This window comes from Mesorhizobium sp. M1E.F.Ca.ET.045.02.1.1 (genome assembly GCF_003952485.1).
Lineage (GTDB): Bacteria > Pseudomonadota > Alphaproteobacteria > Rhizobiales > Rhizobiaceae > Mesorhizobium.
Genome location: NZ_CP034447.1, coordinates 4,584,220 through 4,603,696 on the forward strand (window position 1 = coordinate 4,584,220; position 19,477 = coordinate 4,603,696).

The 19,477-nt window shown below is 64.3% G+C and carries 22 protein-coding genes and 1 riboswitch; of the genes, 12 read left to right on the forward strand and 10 right to left on the reverse strand.

Annotated elements, in window-relative coordinates:
- Positions 1-4 precede the first annotated feature (4 nt).
- From EJ070_RS22005 to EJ070_RS22020, 4 genes are all read right to left on the reverse strand, one after another.
- Positions 5-1,189, reverse strand: coding sequence for a malate--CoA ligase subunit beta (locus tag EJ070_RS22005; protein ID WP_126093229.1), 1,185 nt, complete (start codon positions 1,187-1,189; stop codon positions 5-7).
- A 19-nt stretch (positions 1,190-1,208) separates the two neighbouring features.
- On the reverse strand, positions 1,209-2,171 hold the full coding sequence (locus EJ070_RS22010; RefSeq protein WP_126093230.1) for a CoA ester lyase: 963 nt from the start codon (positions 2,169-2,171) through the stop codon (positions 1,209-1,211).
- Between the two features lie 10 nt (positions 2,172-2,181).
- Entirely contained in the window at positions 2,182-3,372 is a 1,191-nt protein-coding gene (locus EJ070_RS22015) for an aminotransferase class V-fold PLP-dependent enzyme (RefSeq protein WP_126093231.1), read from the reverse strand.
- Between the two features lie 121 nt (positions 3,373-3,493).
- The gene (locus EJ070_RS22020) at positions 3,494-4,117 is read right to left on the reverse strand and encodes a response regulator transcription factor (RefSeq protein WP_126093232.1); all 624 of its coding nucleotides are present in this window, start codon (positions 4,115-4,117) and stop codon (positions 3,494-3,496) included.
- 396 nt (positions 4,118-4,513) lie between these two features.
- On the opposite strand from EJ070_RS22020, the gene mgtE reads away from it, so the two are divergent.
- The 3 genes from mgtE to EJ070_RS22035 all read left to right on the forward strand — a co-directional run bounded on the left by mgtE (position 4,514) and on the right by EJ070_RS22035 (position 7,010).
- Positions 4,514-5,947 carry a magnesium transporter gene (gene mgtE / locus EJ070_RS22025; protein WP_126093233.1) on the forward strand — a complete coding sequence of 478 codons (1,434 nt, stop codon included), beginning with the start codon at positions 4,514-4,516 and terminating at the stop codon, positions 5,945-5,947.
- A 143-nt stretch (positions 5,948-6,090) separates the two neighbouring features.
- A complete protein-coding gene (locus EJ070_RS22030; RefSeq protein WP_040969921.1) occupies positions 6,091-6,477 on the forward strand; it encodes a MerR family DNA-binding transcriptional regulator in 387 nt (128 codons plus the stop codon).
- A gap of 32 nt (positions 6,478-6,509) precedes the next feature.
- Positions 6,510-7,010 (forward strand): HXXEE domain-containing protein, encoded by a 501-nt coding sequence (locus EJ070_RS22035; protein WP_245464956.1) that lies wholly within the window; start codon positions 6,510-6,512, stop codon positions 7,008-7,010.
- Positions 7,011-7,022: 12 nt separating this feature from the next.
- On the opposite strand, the gene EJ070_RS22040 is transcribed toward EJ070_RS22035, so the two are convergent.
- Complete coding sequence (locus tag EJ070_RS22040; RefSeq protein WP_126093235.1) at positions 7,023-7,502, reverse strand: isoprenylcysteine carboxylmethyltransferase family protein; 480 nt, start codon at positions 7,500-7,502, stop codon at positions 7,023-7,025.
- Positions 7,499-8,500, reverse strand: a complete 1,002-nt coding sequence (locus EJ070_RS22045) for a DUF1624 domain-containing protein (protein ID WP_126093236.1) — start codon at positions 8,498-8,500, stop codon at positions 7,499-7,501. The genes EJ070_RS22040 and EJ070_RS22045 overlap by 4 nt, the downstream gene beginning before the upstream one ends.
- A 215-nt stretch (positions 8,501-8,715) precedes the next feature.
- Here EJ070_RS22045 and EJ070_RS22050 point away from each other — a divergent pair, with 215 nt between their 5' ends.
- Entirely contained in the window at positions 8,716-9,915 is a 1,200-nt protein-coding gene (locus EJ070_RS22050; RefSeq protein ID WP_126093237.1) for an MFS transporter, read from the forward strand.
- Here EJ070_RS22050 and EJ070_RS22055 read toward each other — a convergent pair.
- Positions 9,884-11,074 carry an aromatic ring-hydroxylating dioxygenase subunit alpha gene (locus EJ070_RS22055; RefSeq protein ID WP_126093238.1) on the reverse strand — a complete coding sequence of 397 codons (1,191 nt, stop codon included), beginning with the start codon at positions 11,072-11,074 and terminating at the stop codon, positions 9,884-9,886. The two genes, EJ070_RS22050 and EJ070_RS22055, sit on opposite strands and share 32 nt — an antisense overlap.
- Before the next feature lie 138 nt (positions 11,075-11,212).
- Here EJ070_RS22055 and EJ070_RS22060 point away from each other — a divergent pair, with 138 nt between their 5' ends.
- The 5 genes from EJ070_RS22060 (at position 11,213) to cobO (ending at position 14,341) form a co-directional block, all read left to right on the forward strand.
- Complete coding sequence (locus EJ070_RS22060) at positions 11,213-11,899, forward strand: gamma-glutamylcyclotransferase (RefSeq protein ID WP_126093239.1); 687 nt, start codon at positions 11,213-11,215, stop codon at positions 11,897-11,899.
- 71 nt (positions 11,900-11,970) lie between these two features.
- Positions 11,971-12,170: riboswitch (cobalamin riboswitch) on the forward strand.
- A gap of 36 nt (positions 12,171-12,206) precedes the next feature.
- Entirely contained in the window at positions 12,207-12,386 is a 180-nt protein-coding gene (locus EJ070_RS22065; RefSeq protein ID WP_095780832.1) for a CbtB domain-containing protein, read from the forward strand.
- Between the two features lie 15 nt (positions 12,387-12,401).
- A complete protein-coding gene (locus EJ070_RS22070) occupies positions 12,402-13,196 on the forward strand; it encodes a CbtA family protein (protein WP_126093240.1) in 795 nt (264 codons plus the stop codon).
- Positions 13,189-13,710: a bifunctional adenosylcobinamide kinase/adenosylcobinamide-phosphate guanylyltransferase gene (gene cobU / locus EJ070_RS22075; protein ID WP_126093241.1), complete on the forward strand. Its 522-nt coding sequence runs from the start codon at positions 13,189-13,191 to the stop codon at positions 13,708-13,710. The genes EJ070_RS22070 and cobU overlap by 8 nt, the downstream gene beginning before the upstream one ends.
- Before the next feature lies 1 nt (position 13,711).
- On the forward strand, positions 13,712-14,341 hold the full coding sequence (cobO, locus tag EJ070_RS22080) for a cob(I)yrinic acid a,c-diamide adenosyltransferase (RefSeq protein WP_126093242.1): 630 nt from the start codon (positions 13,712-13,714) through the stop codon (positions 14,339-14,341).
- Between the two features lie 61 nt (positions 14,342-14,402).
- On the opposite strand, the gene cbiB is transcribed toward cobO, so the two are convergent.
- Positions 14,403-15,392 (reverse strand): adenosylcobinamide-phosphate synthase CbiB, encoded by a 990-nt coding sequence (cbiB, locus tag EJ070_RS22085; protein ID WP_126093243.1) that lies wholly within the window; start codon positions 15,390-15,392, stop codon positions 14,403-14,405.
- Between cbiB and cobD the strand changes: the two genes are divergently transcribed.
- Together cobD and EJ070_RS22095 are read left to right on the forward strand one after the other, a co-directional pair.
- The gene (gene cobD, locus EJ070_RS22090; protein WP_126093244.1) at positions 15,391-16,446 is read left to right on the forward strand and encodes a threonine-phosphate decarboxylase CobD; all 1,056 of its coding nucleotides are present in this window, start codon (positions 15,391-15,393) and stop codon (positions 16,444-16,446) included. The genes cbiB and cobD overlap by 2 nt on opposite strands.
- The gene (locus EJ070_RS22095) at positions 16,443-16,952 is read left to right on the forward strand and encodes a tyrosine phosphatase family protein (protein ID WP_126093245.1); all 510 of its coding nucleotides are present in this window, start codon (positions 16,443-16,445) and stop codon (positions 16,950-16,952) included. The genes cobD and EJ070_RS22095 overlap by 4 nt, the downstream gene beginning before the upstream one ends.
- A gap of 14 nt (positions 16,953-16,966) precedes the next feature.
- On the opposite strand, the gene EJ070_RS22100 is transcribed toward EJ070_RS22095, so the two are convergent.
- Together EJ070_RS22100 and EJ070_RS22105 are read right to left on the reverse strand one after the other, a co-directional pair.
- Entirely contained in the window at positions 16,967-17,764 is a 798-nt protein-coding gene (locus EJ070_RS22100; RefSeq protein ID WP_126093246.1) for a creatininase family protein, read from the reverse strand.
- A gap of 66 nt (positions 17,765-17,830) precedes the next feature.
- Positions 17,831-18,214: a RidA family protein gene (locus EJ070_RS22105; protein WP_126093247.1), complete on the reverse strand. Its 384-nt coding sequence runs from the start codon at positions 18,212-18,214 to the stop codon at positions 17,831-17,833.
- A 253-nt stretch (positions 18,215-18,467) separates the two neighbouring features.
- Between EJ070_RS22105 and EJ070_RS22110 the strand changes: the two genes are divergently transcribed.
- The gene (locus tag EJ070_RS22110) at positions 18,468-19,472 is read left to right on the forward strand and encodes an ABC transporter substrate-binding protein (protein WP_126093248.1); all 1,005 of its coding nucleotides are present in this window, start codon (positions 18,468-18,470) and stop codon (positions 19,470-19,472) included.
- Positions 19,473-19,477 lie beyond the last annotated feature (5 nt).

A 19,477-nucleotide genomic window follows, 5' to 3' on the forward strand; every position in this document is an offset into this window, starting at 1 on the left:
TCCCTCAGGCTGCTTTTTTCTTGGCGGCTTCGCGCCAGGCGGCGACGGCCTTTTCGGCGGCTTCGGCGAGCGTGTCGGCGACGATTACCGCCTCGCCAGATTCGGCCAGGATCTTGCGTCCCTCCTCGACCTTGGTGCCGGAGAGCCGCACTACCAGCGGCACGTCGACGCCGACCTCGCGGATCGCCTTGATGACGCCTTCGGCCACCCAGTCGCAGCGGTTGATGCCGGCGAAGATGTTGACCAGGATGGTCTCGACATTCTTGTCGCCGAGCACGGCGCGGAAGGATTTCGCCACCCGCTCGGGCGAGGCGCCGCCGCCGATGTCGAGGAAGTTGGCCGGCTCGCCGCCGGCGATCTTGATCATGTCCATCGTCGCCATGGCGAGACCGGCGCCGTTGATGATGCAGCCGATATTGCCGTCGAGGCCGACATAGGAGAGGCCGCGGTCGCTGGCGAAGGTCTCGCGCGGGTCTTCCTGGCTCTTGTCGCGCAGCTCCGAGATTTCCGGTCGGCGAAACAGCGCGTTCTCGTCGAACGACATTTTTGCATCGAGCGCGACCAGGTTGCCGTCGCGGGTCACCACCAGCGGATTGATCTCCAGCATCGAGGCGTCGTAGTCGCGGAACACCTGGTAGCAGCCGAGGATGGTTTCGGTGGCCTTGCCGATCAGATTGCTTTCAAGCCCGAGGCCGAAGGCGATCTCGCGCGCCTGGAAGCCCTGCATGCCGACGCCGGGATCGACCGTGGCGCGGATGATCGAATTCGGCTTCTTTTCGGAGATGTCCTCGATCTCCATACCGCCGGCGGCCGATGCCACGATCATGACGCGCTCTTCCTTGCGGTCGAGCACGAAGCCGAGATAGAGCTCCTGGGCGATGTCGACCGCCTCTTCGAGATAGAGCCGCGAGATCAGCTTGCCGCGCGGGCCGGTCTGTTGCGTCACCAGCTTGCGGCCGAGCATGGCCTCCGCCGCGTTGGAGATCTCCTCGTCATTGGAGCAGAGCTTGATGCCGCCGGCCTTGCCGCGCGCGCCGGAATGAACCTGCGCCTTCAGCACCCATTTCGAGCCGCCGATCTCGCGCGCCCGGTAGGTCGCCTGCTCAGGGCTGTAGGCGAGGCCGCCGCGCGGCACATGCACGCCGTGGCGGGCGAGCAGTTCTTTGGCCTGGTATTCATGAATGTCCATTCTATCCTCCCGAAAACTTTCAGTGGGCTGCTGCCTGTGCCTGGCCGGCGCGCTCGATCGCCTCGCTCACCACCAGCACGTTGCGCGCCATGCGTTCGGACGCGGCGTCGATCATCTTGCCGTCGAGTGCCGCGGCACCCTTGCCGAGCGCCTCGGCTTCTTTGAGCACTTCGAGGATGCGCCTGGCACGCGTGACCTCCTTTTCCGGCGGCGAGAACACGTCGTTGGCCAAAGCGATCTGCGAGGGATGGATCGCCCATTTGCCTTCGATGCCGAGGGCAGCCGCGCGTCTCGCAGCCGCCGTGTAACCTTCCGGATCAGAGAAATCGCCGAACGGTCCGTCGATGGCGCGCAGGCCGTAGGCTCGGCATGCGACCGTCATCCGCGACAGGGCGAAATGCCACTGGTCGCCGGGATAGTCGGGGTTCAGCCCGCCGATGTTGACGGTGCGCGCCTTGTTGCTGGCGGCATAGTCGGCGACGCCGAAATGCATTGCCTCCAGCCGACCGGGCGTGGCGGCAATCGCCTCGACATTGGCCATGCCGAGCGCCGTCTCGATCAGGGCTTCGAGGCCGACTCGGGTCTTAAAACCCTTGGCCATCTCGATCTGGTTGACCAGCGCTTCGACCATATAGAGGTCGGCGGGAACGCCGACCTTCGGCACCAGGATCGTGTCCAGCCGGTCGCCGGCCTGTTCCATCACGTCGACCACGTCGCGGTACATGTAATGGGTGTCGAGGCCGTTGATGCGCACCGAGACTGTCTTGCCCTTGGCGCGCCAGTCGATGTCGTTGAGCGCCTGGATGATGTTCTTGCGGGCGCGCTCCTTGTCGGGCGGCGCGACCGCGTCCTCGATGTCGAGGAAGACGAAGTCGGCGGCGCTGTTCGCCGCCTTGTCGATCATTTCCGGGCTCGAGCCCGGAACCGCGAGCTCGCTGCGTTGCAGCCTCAGTTTCTTGAGGTGGTTGATGGTGTGGCTCATCGTCCGCTCCTCACGCCGCCTCGGCGACCGGCATCGCGGCGGTGCGCCTGAAATGTTCGATCGCGGCCGCCACGCCCGAACCCGGCGCCAGGCGGACACCGCAGTCGAGCAGCGCCAGTTCGGCGGCGGAGAGCGATGCAAGCACCATCACCTCGTTCAGCCAGCCGAGATGGCCGATGCGGAAGACCTTGCCGGCCACCTTGTTGAGGCCGCCGCCGAGCGAGGTCTGGTAGGCGCGGTAGGCGCGCTTGACGACTTCGGCGCTGTCGATGCCTTCCGGCACCAGGACGGCGCTCACCGTATCGGAATGCCATTGCGGTGCCTTGGCGCACAGCTTCAGCCCCCAGGCGTCGACCGCCTTGCGCACGCCTTCCGCCAGGCGATGGTGGCGGGCGAAGATGTTGTCCAGGCCTTCCTCGGCGATGAGATCGAGCGAGGCGCGCAGGCCGCGCAGCAATTGCGTGGCGGGCGTGTAGGGGAAGTAGCCGGTATCGTTGGCGCGGATCATGTCCTCGAAGGAGAAGTAGCAGCGCCGGTGGGTTGCCACCCGCGACGCGGCGAGCGCCTTCTTGCTGACCGACAGGAAGCCGAGTCCGGCCGGCAGCATGAAGCCCTTCTGCGAGCCGCTGACCGCGCAGTCGACGCCCCATTCCTCCTGGCGGAAGTCGATCGAGCCGATCGACGAGACCCCGTCGACGAAGAGAAGGGCAGGGTGGTTCGTTGCATCGAGCGCGGCGCGGCAGCCGGCGACGTCGCTGGTGACACCGGTCGCGGTTTCGTTCTGGGTGCAGAACACCGCCTTGATGCGATGCGCCTTGTCCGCGCGGAGCCTTTCCGCATAGAGGTCGAGCGGGACGCCCGTTCCCCATTCGCAGTCGATGACGTCGACCTCGAAGCCAAGACGCTCGGCCATGTCGACCCACAGATGCGAGAACTGCCCGAAGCGCGACATCAGCACCCGGTCGCCGGGGCTGAGCACGTTGGTCATCGCCGCTTCCCAGGCGCCGGTGCCTGAGGACGGAAAGATGAAGACGCGGCCGGTCTCGTTCTTGAAGACCTTTTTGATGTCCTCGAACAGCGGCAGCGTGAGATTGGGGAAGGAAGCGGCGCGCATGTCTTCCATCGGCAGGTTCATGGCCTGCCGGACTTCCTCCGGAATATTGGTCGGTCCTGGGATGAAAAGATGGGTAAACCCGGCCATGCGCGAACTCCTCCGATCGTTTGGGATTGTCAGGGGAGTGTCGTTCGCGCGGCGTGTCGCAACAACACCTTGCCGGGTAAGTTGTCGCCACGGGCGGGTAGGGCGGACCTACCCGGTCCGCCTACCCGAAAGGCGATTTGGAGGTGCGGCGCTTCTCGTTCGCATAGAGCGCGACGGCCATGGCGCGGTTGCGCACGTCGAGCTTGTCGTAGAGATTCTTGAGATGGTACTTTACCGTGTTCTCCGAGATCCCGGTCCGGGTCGCGATCTGGAGATTGGTCCAGCCATCGGACAGCACCGCAAGCAGCTCGCGCTCACGCACGGTGAGCTGCGACAGCGGCGTGTCGTTGACCTTGTTGATGTCGATGTAAGGAATGCAGATCCGCCCATGCGCGACCGCCAGGATCGTCTCGAAGATGATCGACGGGTCGTCGAACTGGAAGCAGTAGCCCTGGGCGCCCAACCGCACGCATTGCTTCAGGATGCCGATGTCGTGGTCGTTGGAGAACACCGTGACGCGAACATCGAGCTTGCGATTCTGGACTTCCGCCAGAATGTCGGCGCCGTCCATGTCGGCGAGCTTCCAGCCGATCACGGCGACATCGAACCTGGTGTTCGCCGCCAGCTCGAGGAATTGCGCGCCGCTCTGAACGGAGCTCACCAGCTCGAAACGCCCATCGCATTCCAGCATTTCGCGGAGCGCCGACACAACGAGCGGATTGCGCTCGGCAACGACGACGCGCACGCGCCTCGAGCCAACTGCTTCGTTCGTTTTCCGGGACTTGAGGTTCAAGGCCTGCCGATTGTCCTGTCGATCTTGCGCCGTCTGCAGGCCTTCTGGACCTGCTATGATGACAATTCTGCCCCAACGGCGCGGCGGCGCTCTTTCCGCAGCGACATGCGCTGTCGCGTCGCCTGAAGCCGAAAATTGCCCTGCCATCAGGTCGCGTCGAAGGCGTCACGGCGCATATTTCGCTGAATATTCCGCGTGCTAGCGCAACGATTTCGCAAGACGAATCGCATCACGGCCCTATCTGCCGCGTTGGCATCGGATTTTCCCGAAATGCGGTTTCCACTTTTCGGGATCATGCTCTAGACGTGATTCGCACCCTTTCCGGATTCCTGTTGGCGGGAGGCGCTGGTGGAAGGCCAGGACATAGAGACGACGACCGGCGCCAGGGCCGCCGAGGAGCACTACGCCGACATCTATGGCGAGGATGGGGCCGTCCGTTCTTCCTTCCTCGCCCAGATCGGCGCGGCGATCGCCGACCGCGACACGCTGACCCTGAAGCGTGAAGTCGACGACCTGCATCAGTCCGAACTGGGCGATCTGCTAGAGGCGCTGCATCCCGAACAGCGCCGGGCCCTGGTCGAGTTGCTGGGTTCCGATTTCGACTTCTCCGCGCTGACCGAGGTCGACGAGGCTATCCGCCTCGATATCGTCGACAACCTGCCCAACGAGCAGATCGCGCAGGCGGTGCAGGAACTCGATTCCGACGACGCCGTCTACATCCTGGAGGACCTCGACCAGGAGGACCAGGACGAGATCCTGTCGCAACTGCCGTTCACCGAGCGCATCAGGCTCAGGCGCGCGCTCGACTATCCGGAAGAGACGGCCGGCCGGCGCATGCAGACGGAGTTCGTCGCCGTGCCGCCGTTCTGGACCATCGGCCAGACCATCGACTACATGCGCGAGGACAAGAACCTTCCGGACCGCTTCAGCCAGATCTTCGTCATCGACCCGAGCTTCAAGCTGCTCGGCGCCATCGACCTCGACCAGATCCTGCGCACCAAGCGCGCGGTCAAGGTCGAGGATGTGATGCACGAGACGCGACATGCCATCCCTGCCACCATGGATCAGGAAGAGGCGGCGCGGGAGTTCGAGCAGTACGATCTGCTCTCGGCCGCCGTGGTCGATGAGAACGAGAGGCTGGTCGGCGTGCTCACCATCGACGACGTGGTCGACGTCATCCAGCAGGAAGCGGAGGAAGACCTCTTGCGCATGGGCGGCGTCGGCGACGAAGAGCTGTCGGATACCATCGCGGCGACATCGCGCTCGCGCGTTCCATGGCTGCTGGTCAATCTTGGCACGGCCTTCATCTCGGCCTCGGTGATCAGCGTGTTCGGCGCGACGATCGAGGAAATGGTGGCGCTTGCCGCACTGATGCCGATCGTCGCCTCACTGGGCGGCAATGCCGGCACCCAGACGATGACGGTGACCGTGCGCGCGCTCGCCACGCGCGACCTCGATATCTACAATGCCGGCCGCGTCATTCGCCGCGAGGTCATGGTCGGCCTGCTCAACGGCGGGATCATTGCGACCATCCTCGGTCTGGTCGCCGGCATCTGGTTTCACAATCCCGACCTCGGTTTCGTCATCGCCGCGGCGATGATCCTCAATATGTTGGCCGCGGCACTCGGCGGCATCCTCATCCCACTGTTTCTCGACAAGCTCGGTGCCGATCCGGCAATTTCGTCCTCGATCTTCACGACAATGATCACCGACGTTATCGGCTTCCTCGCCTTCCTCAGCCTCGCCACATGGTGGTTGCACCTGGGCGAGCGAGCCGGATAGGCATCTTAATTGACTTTTACGTAAATGCCGTGCGACGTTATCTCGGGGTCATGTGCCGATTCCGGCGCAAGACGGGGTTTGATAGGAGGGAAGGGCGACGCTCCTGCGTGGCGATGCCTGGACGTTTGGGCGTGGGAGCGAGAATGCGGGAATATTACACGATCACCGAGCTGACGCGCGAATTCGACGTGTCGACGCGGACGTTGCGTTTCTACGAGGACGAAGGGCTGGTGCAGCCGATCAGGCGCGGACGCACGCGGCTGTTCCGCCCCTCCGACCGGCATCTCATCCGTCAGATCATGCGCGGAAAGCGACTCGGCTTCTCGATCGCCGAGATCCGCGAGATCATCCAGATGTACAAGGAGCCGCCCGGCGAGGTCGGCCAGCTCAAGCTGATGATCAAGCGCATCGAGGAAAAGCGCGAGGACCTGCGCCAGAAGCGGCGCGACCTCGAGGAAACGCTGGCCGAACTCGACCAGGCGGAAGAGTCCTGCGTCGAGCGGCTGGCGGAGCTTGGCGTCAACACCTGAGGGATGAACTGGCGATCGATCAAACCGTGTTCATGATTCTGACTTGGCTGTTTGTCGCCGCAGTCGTCGTCCACAATCTGGAAGAAGCACTTCTGTTGCCAGCCTGGTCGGAGCAGGCCGGGCGTTGGCATAGTCCTGTCGGGGCGCGCGAATTCCGGTTCGCCGTGTCCATGCTCACTCTTCTTGCAGGCATTGCCGCTGTGCTCGCCAGCGTTCAGGGGCGAGGGAGCCTCGGCGCGTATCTTCTGTCAGGTTACGCGCTGGCGATGCTGCTCAATGTGGTCTTTCCACACCTCCTCGCCACAATTGCCATGCGCCGCTATATGCCGGGCACTGCGAACGCTCTTGCGTTGAACCTGCCGGTCACCGCCGCGCTGCTGCGTCAGGCGTTTCGGGAGGAATACATCGCACCGATGCGTTTCGCCTGGGCCGGGCCGGCTGTCGTCATGGCGATCATGCTGTCGATCCCGGCGCTGTTTTATCTCGGCAGAAAACTGTGGCCCGACACCGGAAAGGCATCACGCCGAACGTAGGCTGTGTCACGATCAGATCCAGCGCCGCACTCTTTTCGCGTAGTCGCGGTATTTCTTGCCGAACTTCGCCGCCAGCATCTTTTCTTCCTTCTCGATCGCCAGCTTCTGCGTCGCGAAGGCGGCGAGGAAGGCGAACAGCAGGAACCAGGCGATGCCGGTGATGAAAGAAACGCCGATCAACAGGAGCGTGTTGGCGAGATACATCGGATTGCGGGTGACGCCGAAAGGGCCCGACGTCACCAGATGGTCGGGCTCGGCATTAGGATCGAGCGTGGTTTTCGCGCGCACCATGGCTCGGATCGCCGTGACCCAAAGTGCTGCGACGCCGAAGAGCGCCACCCAGCCGGCGCCGACCAGGATGTCGCCAAAGATGTCGCCGATCCAGGGCAGCGGGTAGAGCATGCCGAGCACGACGCTCAGCACTATCGCCACGACATAGATCACGGGCGGCCAGGGAATGATCCCGTGTCTGGGCTTTGCGACGCCTGTCATTGCTGCCCTCCCTCCATCTCGTCCTCGGTCGCGGCGGTGCAGGTGCTCGCCAGATCGGCCAGATGCGATTTCCAGGCGCTGGACTGGTCGTTGCTGTAGAGCTTGTCGAGAGACCCTTCGCCCTTCAGCGTGTCCAGCATGCAGCCACAATAGCTTGAACAGAACTTCGTGTCCCGCTGCTGTTCGCACTGCGCCTGGCAAGCCGGCAGGAAGCCGGCTTCCTTGTCCTGAGGGGCGGGAGGCATGACCTGCGACAACAGCCAGACCGAGCCGAACAGCACCGGCTGATGGATGAGGTAGAAGGCAAGGCTGTGCCGGCCAATGAAGGTGAGCGGGTTCGACCAACGGCTGGGTGTCCAGGTTCCCAGCCAGGCGAGAAGGCCCGACGCTGAAGCGAGCTTAACCGCCGCCATGCCCGCGAGCACCGCGCCGAACCATGGAAACTGCGGCACATAGTCGTTGGAGCGCGGGTTGGTCGCCGACAGCCCGACCCACCACAGCGCCGGATGGTCGAAGACTTCCGAGCGCAGATAGGAGGGCGCCGCGATCACGGCTGCTGCGACAATTGCCGTCAGCAGCGCCGGCAGCCTGAGAAACGCGAGACCGAGCAGGCTGGCCAGCGCGATCTCATGCAGGATGCCGAAGAAGATGAAGCCGTCCGGAGTCGCGATATAGGTGACGGCCGAGATGGCGATCGCCGCGACCGCAACCATGGCAAAGCGTTTCCAGAAGCCCGGCCAGCGGATCTGGCGGCCATGCGCCAGGAACAGGCTGACGCCGACCAGGAAAAGGAAGGTCGAGGCGATGCCGCGGGCGTAGAGCTTCCACCAGCCGAAAGCGGTCAGGCCGGGCGCTGTGTAGCCGAAGTTTTCGAGGTCCCAGGTGAAGTGGTAGCTCGCCATTGCGATCAGCGCGATGCCGCGCAGGATATCGATGGCGGCGATGCGGCCGTGCTTCGGCGCGTCCTGAACGGGGTCGCTCGTCGTTTGAAGGCTCATGATCTCGCAATCCGATTCAGTCGTGCCAAACGACTATCACGGTTCGGCCGAACAACAGAGCGTGGATCGGCGGCGGCCGCCGCAGCCGCCCGGCAAGCCGCTTTAGGCCAGCGGCGGAAAGCCTTTGACCGGCTTCGCTTTTCGGCTTTTCGGAGTCGGTTTCCTGCTACCGGTCCGCTACTAGATTTGGCGAGCGATTCACTTTCGGAGGGCCGATGTCCACCCATGTGCGCCATCCGATCTGGCTTCCGGCTCTGAGGCCCGCCGATGCGCGCACCTTCGCCTCGCTCTATGCGGTCGAATCCTTCGCCCGCGCCACGATCTCCAGCGTCATCCCGATCCAGGCCTACGAGATCCTGCAAAATGAGCAGACCGTCTCGATCCTCTACACCATCGTGTCGCTGCTCGGACTTTCGGTGACGCTGTTCATGCCGATGCTGATCCGCCGCTTCGCCCGACGCTGGGTCTACACGGCCGGCTGCCTGATGCTGGCGCTCGGCTCGGTCTTCTTCGTCACCCACACACTGCCGGGCCAACTCGCCGGCATGCTCTGCCGCGTCATGGGGGCGAGCGCGCTGTCGATCACGCTCAACCTCTACATCATGGACCACATCCGCAAGACCGATTTCATGCAGGCGGAATCGCTGCGCATAGCGTGGTCGATGTTCGCCTGGACAGGTGGGCCGACGCTCGGCATCTTCCTCTACACGCGCTTCGGCATCTATGCCGCGCATGGCGCGGTCGTGGCCTTCGCGCTGTCGCTGCTGGCGCTGTTCTGGGCCTACCGGCTGGGCGACAACCCGTCGATCCGCCCCGGCAAGAGCCGGCCGGCCAATCCGCTCGCCAATATCGGCCGCTTCATCGCGCAGCCGAGGCTCAGGCTCGCCTGGCTGATCGCCTTCGGCCGCTCCTGCTTCTGGACGACCTTCTTCGTCTATGGTCCGCTGTTCATGGTGATCACGGGCGAGGGCAAGCTTGCAGGCGGGCTGCTGGTTTCGGCGGGCAACGCGCTCTTGTTCATGGCGATCTTCTGGGGCAAGGCGGGCAAGCGCTTCGGCGGCCGCCAGACTATGACCTTCGCCTATTTCGCCATGGCGGCGATGCTTTTTGCGGCAGGCGGAGTCGGCGAGACCGCGCCGCTGCTCACCGCTGCCTTCCTGCTCTGCGGCGCGCTCTTCACCATCGCGCTCGATGCGCTGGGCTCGACCGCCTTCATGCGCTCGGTGCGCGCTTACGAGAGGGCGCAGATGGCGGCGGTCTACCGCACCTATCTCGACTTTTCCGAGCTGACGCCGCCGCTGGTCTATTCGGTGGTGCTGAGCTTTTTCGGGCTGGGCTCGGTGTTCGTCACGCTCGGCCTGTTGGCCGCCTTCTGCGGCTTTTTCACCTGGCGCTATCTGCCGAAGTCGTTTTGAACTCTGCGTGGCGCCCTCGCACCCATTCGTGGAAGCGGCGCAGGTCGTATTCCTCAGGCATCAGCACGCCGGCCTCGTGGCGGATCGAGCGCAGGCCCTTCTGATTGACCTCGCAGATCGCGGCGTCCTCCTCCAGCACCTGGGTGCCGAAGGCGACGATGTTGTCGATATCGGTTTGCGCAAGAGCATCGGGCGCGAACAGCCATTCGGCGGTGAGCTCCGTCAGCTCGGGTCCCAGCGGGGCGAGCCTCACCGTGCGGACATAGTCGACATGGCCGACGATGAACATCGAGGGCAGCGACGTTGCGTAGGTCTGGCCGGCGGCGCGCTCGGCCGGCGTCAGGCCGGCAAAGACCGGACCATGCACGCGCCCGTCGCGCGACCAGGTCTCGGCGCCGGCGCGCAGGCCGCCGGAAAACTCCGGCGCGTCGTTGTCGGCGTGGCGGGCCCATTCCGGATCGTCGTGCCTCGCCATCAGGCCCCGGCCGTAGATCGGCACCAGCCGCGACAGGTCCTTGTGGACGCCCGGGCAGTGCAGGCACTCGTTGAAGTTCTCCCAGAAAATCTTCCAGTTGCAGTTCATCACCTTGCTGAGCCGATGCCCGGTGACGAGCGTCTCCAGCGGCCAGTTGGCAAGGTCGCCGGAGGCGGGATCGAACGAGGCTTCCGCCGTGCCGCCGGCATCCTTTGCAAGGTTGATGAAGACGAAGCCGCGCCACACCGACAGCGCCACGCGGTAGAGCGGGTAATCGGTCTTGTCGAATCCCTCGGGCAGCGATTTCGACGGCACGCGCACGAGATCGCCGCGCAGCGAATAGGACCAGGCGTGATAGGGGCAGGTGAGGAGCCTTGCCTTCAGCCGGCCTGCGCTTTCCTGGCAAAGCTGCGAGCCGCGATGCCGGCAGGTGTTGTGGAAGGCGCGCAAGCTCCCGGTCTCGTCGCGCAGCACGACGACCTCCTGCGAGCCGATGCGGATTGCGCGGAAGGCGAGGGGGTCCGCGAGATCGGCCTCGCGGCAGACCATCAGCCAGCTTCGGTACCAGATCGCATCGAGATCGCGCAGATACCCGTCGGCGTCCCGATAGGCGGACGACGGCAAGGTCGGCTCGAGGCGGGTCAGGCCGTTATAGAGATCGCGTTGGCTCGGATTCGGCTGCATCGGCTTCTCCCTGGCTGCCGACAGCCGACACCCGGCCAAACCCGTTGTCAATCGTGTGGCCATTGTGATGTCCCGGTGCCGCCTTTAAGGTCGCTCGCGATCGCCGACGGGTTCGCCGGCCGGCCAGGGTGGCAAGGCATGCCTGCAAGAACGATGTCGCTTACCGAGGAACTGGTCGCCCGCTGTTATCGCGCGGTCGAGGATCCAGGGCCTGATCCTGACGCGCAGCATCTCTCCGACAGCGACTATGAAGAGATGCTGGATGCATTCGAGGGCGAGTTGCCTGCAACCGAACCGCTGTGGCTGTTCGGCTATGGCTCGCTGATCTGGAAGCCCGAAATCGAGCATGTCGAGGAGCGGGTCGCCGTGGCACGGGGCTGGCACCGCTCCTTCTGCATGAAGATGACGCGCTGGCGCGGCACCAAGCAGAGCCCGGGTCTGATGATGGCGATGGATCGCGGCGGCGAATGCAAGGGCGTCGCCTTCCGCCTGAACGGTGGCGAGCGCCGGCAAGCGCTGGACAAGCTTTTCCGTCGTGAGATGACCCTCAAGCCGACCAGCTACCACCCCCGCCTGCTGCAGCTCGCAACGGACAATGGGCCGTTGAGGGCGCTCGCTTTCGTCATCAATCGCAAGGGTACGACCTATGCCGGGCCGCTCAGTGAAAGCGAGGTGGTGGAAAGGCTGGCGACGTCCTGCGGCCATTGGGGTTCCGGTGCCGACTATCTCTACAACACCGTCAAAAATCTCGAAGCGCGTGGCATCCACGATGCCCATCTGTGGCGGCTGCAGCAGCTTGTCGCCGAAAGGATCGCGGCCTCCTAGCATGTGAATCCATGCCGCAATCGCGCTCCGGCATGGCGGAATTTGGTTTGCCGCCTGCGGCGATTCTGCCTATAGTCGCTCGCGTCGTCGGTTCCGTTTTTGGAGCCAAGAGGGAATGCGGTGAGGGGTGGATTTCCTGCCCAAAGCCGTGGCTGCCCCCGCAACTGTGTGCGGTAGTCCTCTCCATAAACCACTGAGGATTTTCCTCGGGAAGGTGGGGAAGGGCGCGGATCCGCGAGCCAGGAGACCTGCCGGCGACAGGAAAGTTGACTTCGATGCCCTCGGGTGGAGGGCGAAAGGACAAGACATGAATACCGCTTCCGTCTCCCTCGGCGCCTCCGTCTCCTCGCAGTCGCGCATCATGCAGCTCGCTCTCGCGGCGCTGCTCGGCATCTTCGTCGTCGGCTTCGTCGGCTTCTCGCATATCGATGCGGTCCACAACGCTGCCCACGACTATCGCCACTCGATGGCGTTTCCCTGCCACTGAGGAAGGCCTGACATCATGAATCTGTTTCGCAACGTCGTGTTCATCGCGGCGATCGCGGGGCTCGTGGCGGGCATCGCGCTCGCCTGCATGCAGGCCTATGCGACCGTGCCGCTGATCCTGAAGGCAGAAGTCTATGAAAAGGCCGGCGGCGGCCATCACCACGACCATGCCGCCAGCACAAACAACAATGCGATGAGCTCGGCCGCTCCCGCGGACAACGCGATGAGCAGCGCGGCTCCGACCCCCGCCGAAGCGGCTGCTCCGGCCGAGGACGAGGGCTGGGCGCCGGCAGACGGCTTCGAGCGCTTTGCCTTCAACGTCGTCGCCAACATCGTCACCGGTGTCGGCTTCGGGCTGATCCTGGTCGCGGTTTCCGAATTCGCCGGCGGCATCGGCAATTGGCGACAGGGCGTGTTCTGGGGCCTGGCCGGCTTTGCCGTGTTCACCCTGGCGCCCGGCCTCGGCCTGCCGCCCGAGCTGCCGGCAATGCCTGCGGCAGAGCTTTTGCCGCGCCAGATCTGGTGGACTTCGACAGTGGCCGCGACAGCGATCGGGCTCGGCTTGATCGCCTTTCGCAAGTCGCTGCCGCTGGCCATCCTTGGCGTGGCGCTGATCGTGGCGCCGCACATCGTCGGCGCGCCGCAGCCCGAAAGCTTCGAGACGGCGATCCCAGAAGGCCTGCATCACCAGTTCGTGGTGGCGGTGACGCTCACCGATCTGGTGTTCTGGCTGGTGCTGGGCGCGGTCGTCGGCGTGGTGCGCGGCCGCTTCACCGGCGCGGCGACCAGCCTGCGCGGCAGCTTTGCCTGATCGCGCCGAGGGTCGCCTGACCTTCATCATCGGCGGTGCGCGCTCGGGCAAGAGCGCGCATGCCGAGGCGTTGGTGACGGCCAGTCCGTCGCCCTGGACTTACATCGCCACTGCGCAGGCCTATGACGACGAGATGCGCGAGCGCATCGCGCTGCATCGCGCTCGGCGCGGCGAAGGCTGGGTGACGATTGATGCGCCGCTCGATCTTGTCGGCGCGATCGAGGCTTTGCCCGATCACCAGCCGGTGCTGATCGATTGCCTGACATTGTGGCTGACCAATCATATGCTGGCGGAACATGATGTCGAGGCCGAGTGCCGGCGGCTCTCGGATGTGCTGTCGCGTCCGCGCGGGCCTTGGTTCGTGGTATCGAACGAAGTCGGGCTTGGCATCGTGCCGGACAATGCGCTGGCGCGCCGGTTCCGCGATGCCGCCGGCCGGCTCAACCAGCAGGTCGCGGCCGTTGCCGATAGTGTGCTGATGATGGTGGCGGGGCTGCCGCTCAAGGTGAAGTGACATGGCCGAAATCGACGACAAGATCATCGACGACGGGGACGCCGAACGCCATCGCGCCAAGATGGTCAAGCGCAAGGCGGTGCAGGATGCCGAGGTAGCGGGCAAGACGATCGAGAAGGGCCTGCTGATCGTCAACACCGGACCTGGCAAGGGCAAGACAACGGCGGCCTTCGGCCTGGCGCTCAGGATGCTCGGCTACGGCAAGCGCGTCGGCGTCGTCCAGTTCATCAAGGGCAAATGGCACACCGGCGAAAAGGATGCTTTCGCGGCCTTCGGCGACCGCGTCGTCTGGCATGCGATGGGCGAGGGGTTCACCTGGGAGACGCAGGACCTGAAGCGCGACATCGCCGCCGCCGAGGCTGCCTGGGCCAAGGCGCTGGAACTGATGGCCGATCCCTCGATCAGCCTCGTCGTGCTCGACGAGCTCAACATCGCTTTGCGCTACGACTATCTCGATCTGGAAAAGGTGGTTGCGGCGCTGAAGGCGCGCCGCGAGGGTCTGCATGTCATCGTCACCGGCCGCAACGCCAAGCCGCTGCTGGTCGAAGCGGCCGATCTCGTCACCGAGATGGGGCTGACCAAGCACCACTTCTCGGCAGGCGTGAAGGCGCAGCAGGGAATTGAATTCTAAGGTGTGTCGATATTCAGGTGATGCCGGCCTGCGAACGGCCTGACCTGAACCTCAACACACCTTAGCCGGCGATCAAGATGGTCAGGTAAATCACGATCGCTGACAGGATGCCGAACAGGGCAATCAGCAGCCAATCGGCGACGCGGTAAAGCTTCAGCGCTTGCCTTATATCTGTGCTTTCGGCCTCGCGACGGCCGCCTTCGCCCATGAAGGCGTCCTCGACGATCTCGCCGCCATAGCTGCGCGGCCCGGCCAGGGACAAGCCCAGGGCGCCGGCCATGGCGGCCTCGGGCCAGCCGGCATTGGGCGAACGATGCTTCTTCGCGTCGCGGCGCATCACCTGCCAGGCATTGCGGGGATCGGCGCCTTTGACCAGGAAGGCTGCCAGCACGATCAGCATGCCGGTGAGGCGCGATGCCGGCAGGTTGATCCTGTCATCGAATAGCGCTGCGGCGCGGCCGAAAGCCTCGTGTTTCGGCGTGCGATGGCCGATCATCGAATCGGCGGTGTTGGCGGCCTTGTAGGCCACGCCGCCGGCCAGCCCGCCGATGCCGGTCCAGAAAGCGGGCGCGACGATGCCGTCGGAGAAATTCTCTGCCAGGCTTTCGATCGCGGCGCGGGCGACTCCCGCCTTGTCGAGCTTTTCGGGATCGCGGCCGACGATGCGCGAGACGGCGATGCGGCCAAGCGTCAGGCCGCCGGTCTCCAGCGCGTCGGCGACGTCCTCGACATGCTCGGCAAGGCTCTTCTGCGACAGCAGCGAGGAGGCGAGGATAGCGGCAATGACGAGGCCGGACGGGAAGATCAGCCAGAGCAGGACATGCAGCGTCAGGCCGATGGCGGCCGGCACGAGCACGATGATCAACAAAGCCTGGACGCCGCGGCGGCGACGCAATTCGTCGGAATCGGTTGCGCGGTTGAGCCTGCGATCGAGAAAGGATATCAGCCTGCCGATCCAGGTTACCGGATGGCCGATGGCGTTGAACAGCCATTCCGGATAGCCAAGGGTACGTTCAACGGCAAGTGACAGGAAAGCGATCAGGATCGACATGAAGCTTCTTGATGGAGCGATTGCTGCGGTGGATCACGGCGGATCCCTTGGCCGGGCGAGCGCGCTCTTCCCCCACGCGCCACGGCCTTTCGTCGACCTCTCGACAGGTATCAATCCGCACTCCTACCCGCTTTTCGAATTGCCCGCCACCGCTCTGTGGCGATTGCCGGAATCCGAACGACTGCGCGAATTGACCGAAATCGCCGCCACCGCCTACGGGGCGCCATCGGCGGCGCATGTCGCGCCCGCGCCCGGCACGCAGATCCTCCTGCCGCGCGTCGCTTCGCTGGTGAAGCCCGGCAAAGCGCTGGTGCTCGGTCCTACCTATGCCGAGCACGCTCGGGCCACTGCGATCGCGGGCCATGCGGTGGCGGAGGTGGACAATTTCGATGCCCTGGCGGATGCGGACCTTGCGGTGCTGGTCAACCCGAACAACCCGGACGGGCGAGTAGTCGAGCGGGATCGCCTGCTCGATCTCGCCGCGCGCCTTAGCGCCAAGGGCGGCCTGCTGGTCGTCGACGAAGCCTTCATGGATGTCGGTCCAACCGAGCAAAGCCTGGCCGGCGATGTCGGCGAAGGAGGCGTCGTGGTCCTGCGCTCTTTCGGCAAATTCTTCGGCCTCGCCGGCGTGAGGCTCGGGTTCGCGCTGGCCGGCAAGCTGATGGTGGAGCGGCTGGATGCGCAGCTCGGCCCCTGGGCCGTCGCCGGACCTGCGCTCGAATACGGTATCCGCGCATTGGCAGACACCAGGTGGCAGGACGACATGCGAAGGCGTCTGGCAGCCGATGCCGAGCGCCTCGATGGGCTGCTCGGTGGATTCGACGTTCCGGTCGCTGGCGGCACCAGTTTGTTCCGCTATTTGTCTTTCCCCGATGCTTCAGGGCTGTTTTCGGCGCTTGGCGAACGCGGCATCCTGCTCCGTCATTTTGCCGACCGGCCACAAGCCTTGCGGGCAGGATTGCCTGGCAACGAGGCGGAATGGCAGCGCCTTGAAGGCGCGCTTGCCGCCTGGGCCTCGCGGCGCGACGATGTGCCGAAGGAGATCGTGCGATGATCCATGTCTGTCCGCTGTCGAAGATCGAGGAGACGGTAGCCAGAACCGGCGCCGAGCGGCTGCTCTCGCTGCTTGCGGCAGGCACCGAGGTTACCCGCCCGGCTTCGATCCTGGCGGAAAACCACCTGCATCTCATCATGCACGACATCGCCGTCGCGCAGGAAGGCATGACCATGCCGGGCGAAGAGCATGTTCGCGCCTTGCTCGACTTTGCCTATCGCTGGGACCGGGCAAGGCCGATGGTCGTGCACTGCTATGCCGGCATCAGCCGCTCGACAGCATCGGCCTATATTATCGCGGCGGCGCTAGCGCCCAAGCGTGACGAGGCGGAGCTGGCCAAGACGCTGCGTTTTCTCTCGCCGTCAGCGACGCCCAATCCGCGGCTTATCGCCGTCGCGGATATGCTGCTCGGACGGGACGGCCGCATGATCGCGGCGATCGAAGCGATCGGGCGCGGCGCGGATGCCTTTGAAGGGACGCCGTTCGAGCTCACCATTGAAGATTGAGCCGGCGCTTTCAGCTACGACAGCCAGTCGGTTAGCTTTGCCTTACGCACATCCCTGACCAGGCTGATGAAGCCGTCGGCCTGATGCTCGGCGGTCAGCCTGCCCTTGTCGGCTGTTGCGATGCTGGCGTCGCCGACCACGCCGTTCGGGTTGAGGTCGCTGGCGATCCAGGCGAAGGCATGCGTTCCGGTGTGGCGCAGCAGAGTGAATTCCTTTTCGGCGCGGCCGACGTTCGAGACGAACTTGTCGGCCTTGCCCATGTCGACCAGATCCGGCCGGAAGTGCAGCATCAGCGAGGTCTCGACATCGCCGCCGTGGATGCCGTGACGGTCTTCGAGCTCGGTATACATGCCGGCCGGCCGACCGAAGCGCTGCCAGCTCGTCTTGACCGCCAGCATCTTTGCGCGCACGCGCAATTCGCGCGTGATGATGCCCATGATCTCCTCGTTGCCGCCATGCGAGTTGACGACGATCAGCTTCCTGACGCCGGCGCGGGCGATCGACAGGCCAAGCTCGGTCCAGGCGTCGACCAGGGTGGTAGCCGGCAGGGTCAGCGTCCCCGGCGCATGCAGGTGCTCGTTCGATTTGCCCACCGCCTGTACAGGCAGGATACGGATGTCGAGGTCATCGGGCAGGCGCGCGATCACCGTCTCCAGCATGCCCATCATGATCGAAGTGTCGGTCGAGACCGGAAGGTGGGGGCCATGCTGCTCGATCGCCGCGACCGGCAGAACGGCGATGGTCGCCTCCGCGTCGATCGAGGCATATTCGGTCGTCCGGTAATCGCCCCACCACACACGTCTTGTCGTCACTTTCGTCTCCCGATGGTCTGCTGCTCGGCCTGGAGGTCTAAAGCGCCCGGCCGTTCCGGGCAACAGTCAGCCTGCCGCCAAAACCTCCACCTCGACCTTGAATTCCGGGCGGGCGAAGCCGGAGACGATCATCAGCGTCGAGGCCGGCGCCGGATCGGAAAACAGGCGATTGCGAACGTCCATATAGGCCTGCAGATGCGCGCGATCGGTGACGAAGGCGTTGATGCGCACGACATCGTTCAGCGTCAGCCCGGCTTCGCTAAGAATCGCGGCGATGTTCTTGAAGCACAGCTCCGTCTGCGCGCCGGCATCCTCGGGGACGGCGTCGTCCGGACCGATGCCCAACTGCCCCGAACACAGGACAATGCGCTTTCCCGCCGGAATTTCGACGCCGTGGCTGTAGCGGGCAAAGGGCGGCTTGATCGATTGGGGGGCAAGGTATTTGAGCATGGCATTCTCCTGTCCGCGGGCAGACTAAGGCTGGATTGACGAAACCTTCAAGATGCGGTGCATGCCGGCCGGGCGATTATGGACAGGCGTCCAAAAAATAGGCACGATGCCTTCCGTACAGCATGACCCGTCCGGTCTCGGCAATGACTGCCGCGCAAGCAGGCGGCCCAGGCGGTGGCATGTGTCTTGCTTCTTGAACCAATGGTGTCGAGCCCAGCGCGCAGCGCGCCGGAGCCAAGAGAGGGTGATGTTTATGTACGGAAAAGAAAAGATCCTGGCGGGCGCTGTCGCGCTGCTTGCGGCTAGCACGCTGGGCGCGGCGGCCAACGAGAAAGTCACCTTCGGCACCAACTGGCTGGCCGAGCCGGAACATGGCGGCTACTATCAGGCGATCGCCGACGGCACCTACGCCGCTTGCGGCCTCGACGTCACCATCATGCAGGGCGGGCCGCAGGTCAGCGGCCGGCCGATGCTGCTTGCCGGCAAGATCGATTTCTACATGGGTGGCAACCTGCTCTCGGCCTTCGATGCGGTGCAGCAGGGCATCCCGATGCGCGTTGTGGCGGCCGACTTCCAGAAGGACCCGCAGGTCATCATGTCCCAGCCGGGGCAGGGGCTGGACAAGTGGGAGGACCTGAAGAACGCCGACCAGTATATCCTCGGCGACGAGGGCGCGCAGACCTTCTTCCAGTGGATGGTGACCGATCTCGGCTTCGACGCTGCCAAGCGCGTGCCCTACACCTTCAATCCGGCGCCCTTCATCGCCAACAAGAAGTCGATCCAGCAGGGCTATGTGACGTCTGAGCCCTTCGCGGTGCAGAAGCAGGGTGGGTTCGTGCCGAACCAGTTCCTGCTTGCCGACAACGGCTGGGATACTTACGCGACGACCATCGAGGTGATGCAGGACACGATCGACAAGCGGCCCGAGGTCGTCCAGTGCTTCGTCGATGGCTCGGCCAAGGGCTGGTACAATTATCTCTACGGTGACAACAAGGCCGCCAACGAGATGATCAAGAAGGACAATCCGGACATGACGGACGAGCAGATCGCCTTCTCGATCGAACAGCTGAAGAAGTTCGGCATTGTCGATTCCGGCGATTCGGAAAAGCTCGGCATCGGCGCCATGACCGATGCACGCATCCAGGGGTTCTACGACAAGATGGTCAAGGCCAAGGTCGCGCAGCCGGGCATCGACATCAAGAAAGCCTACACGCTTGCCTTCATCAACAAGAGTGTCGGGCTGGAGCTGAAGAAGTAAGGCGG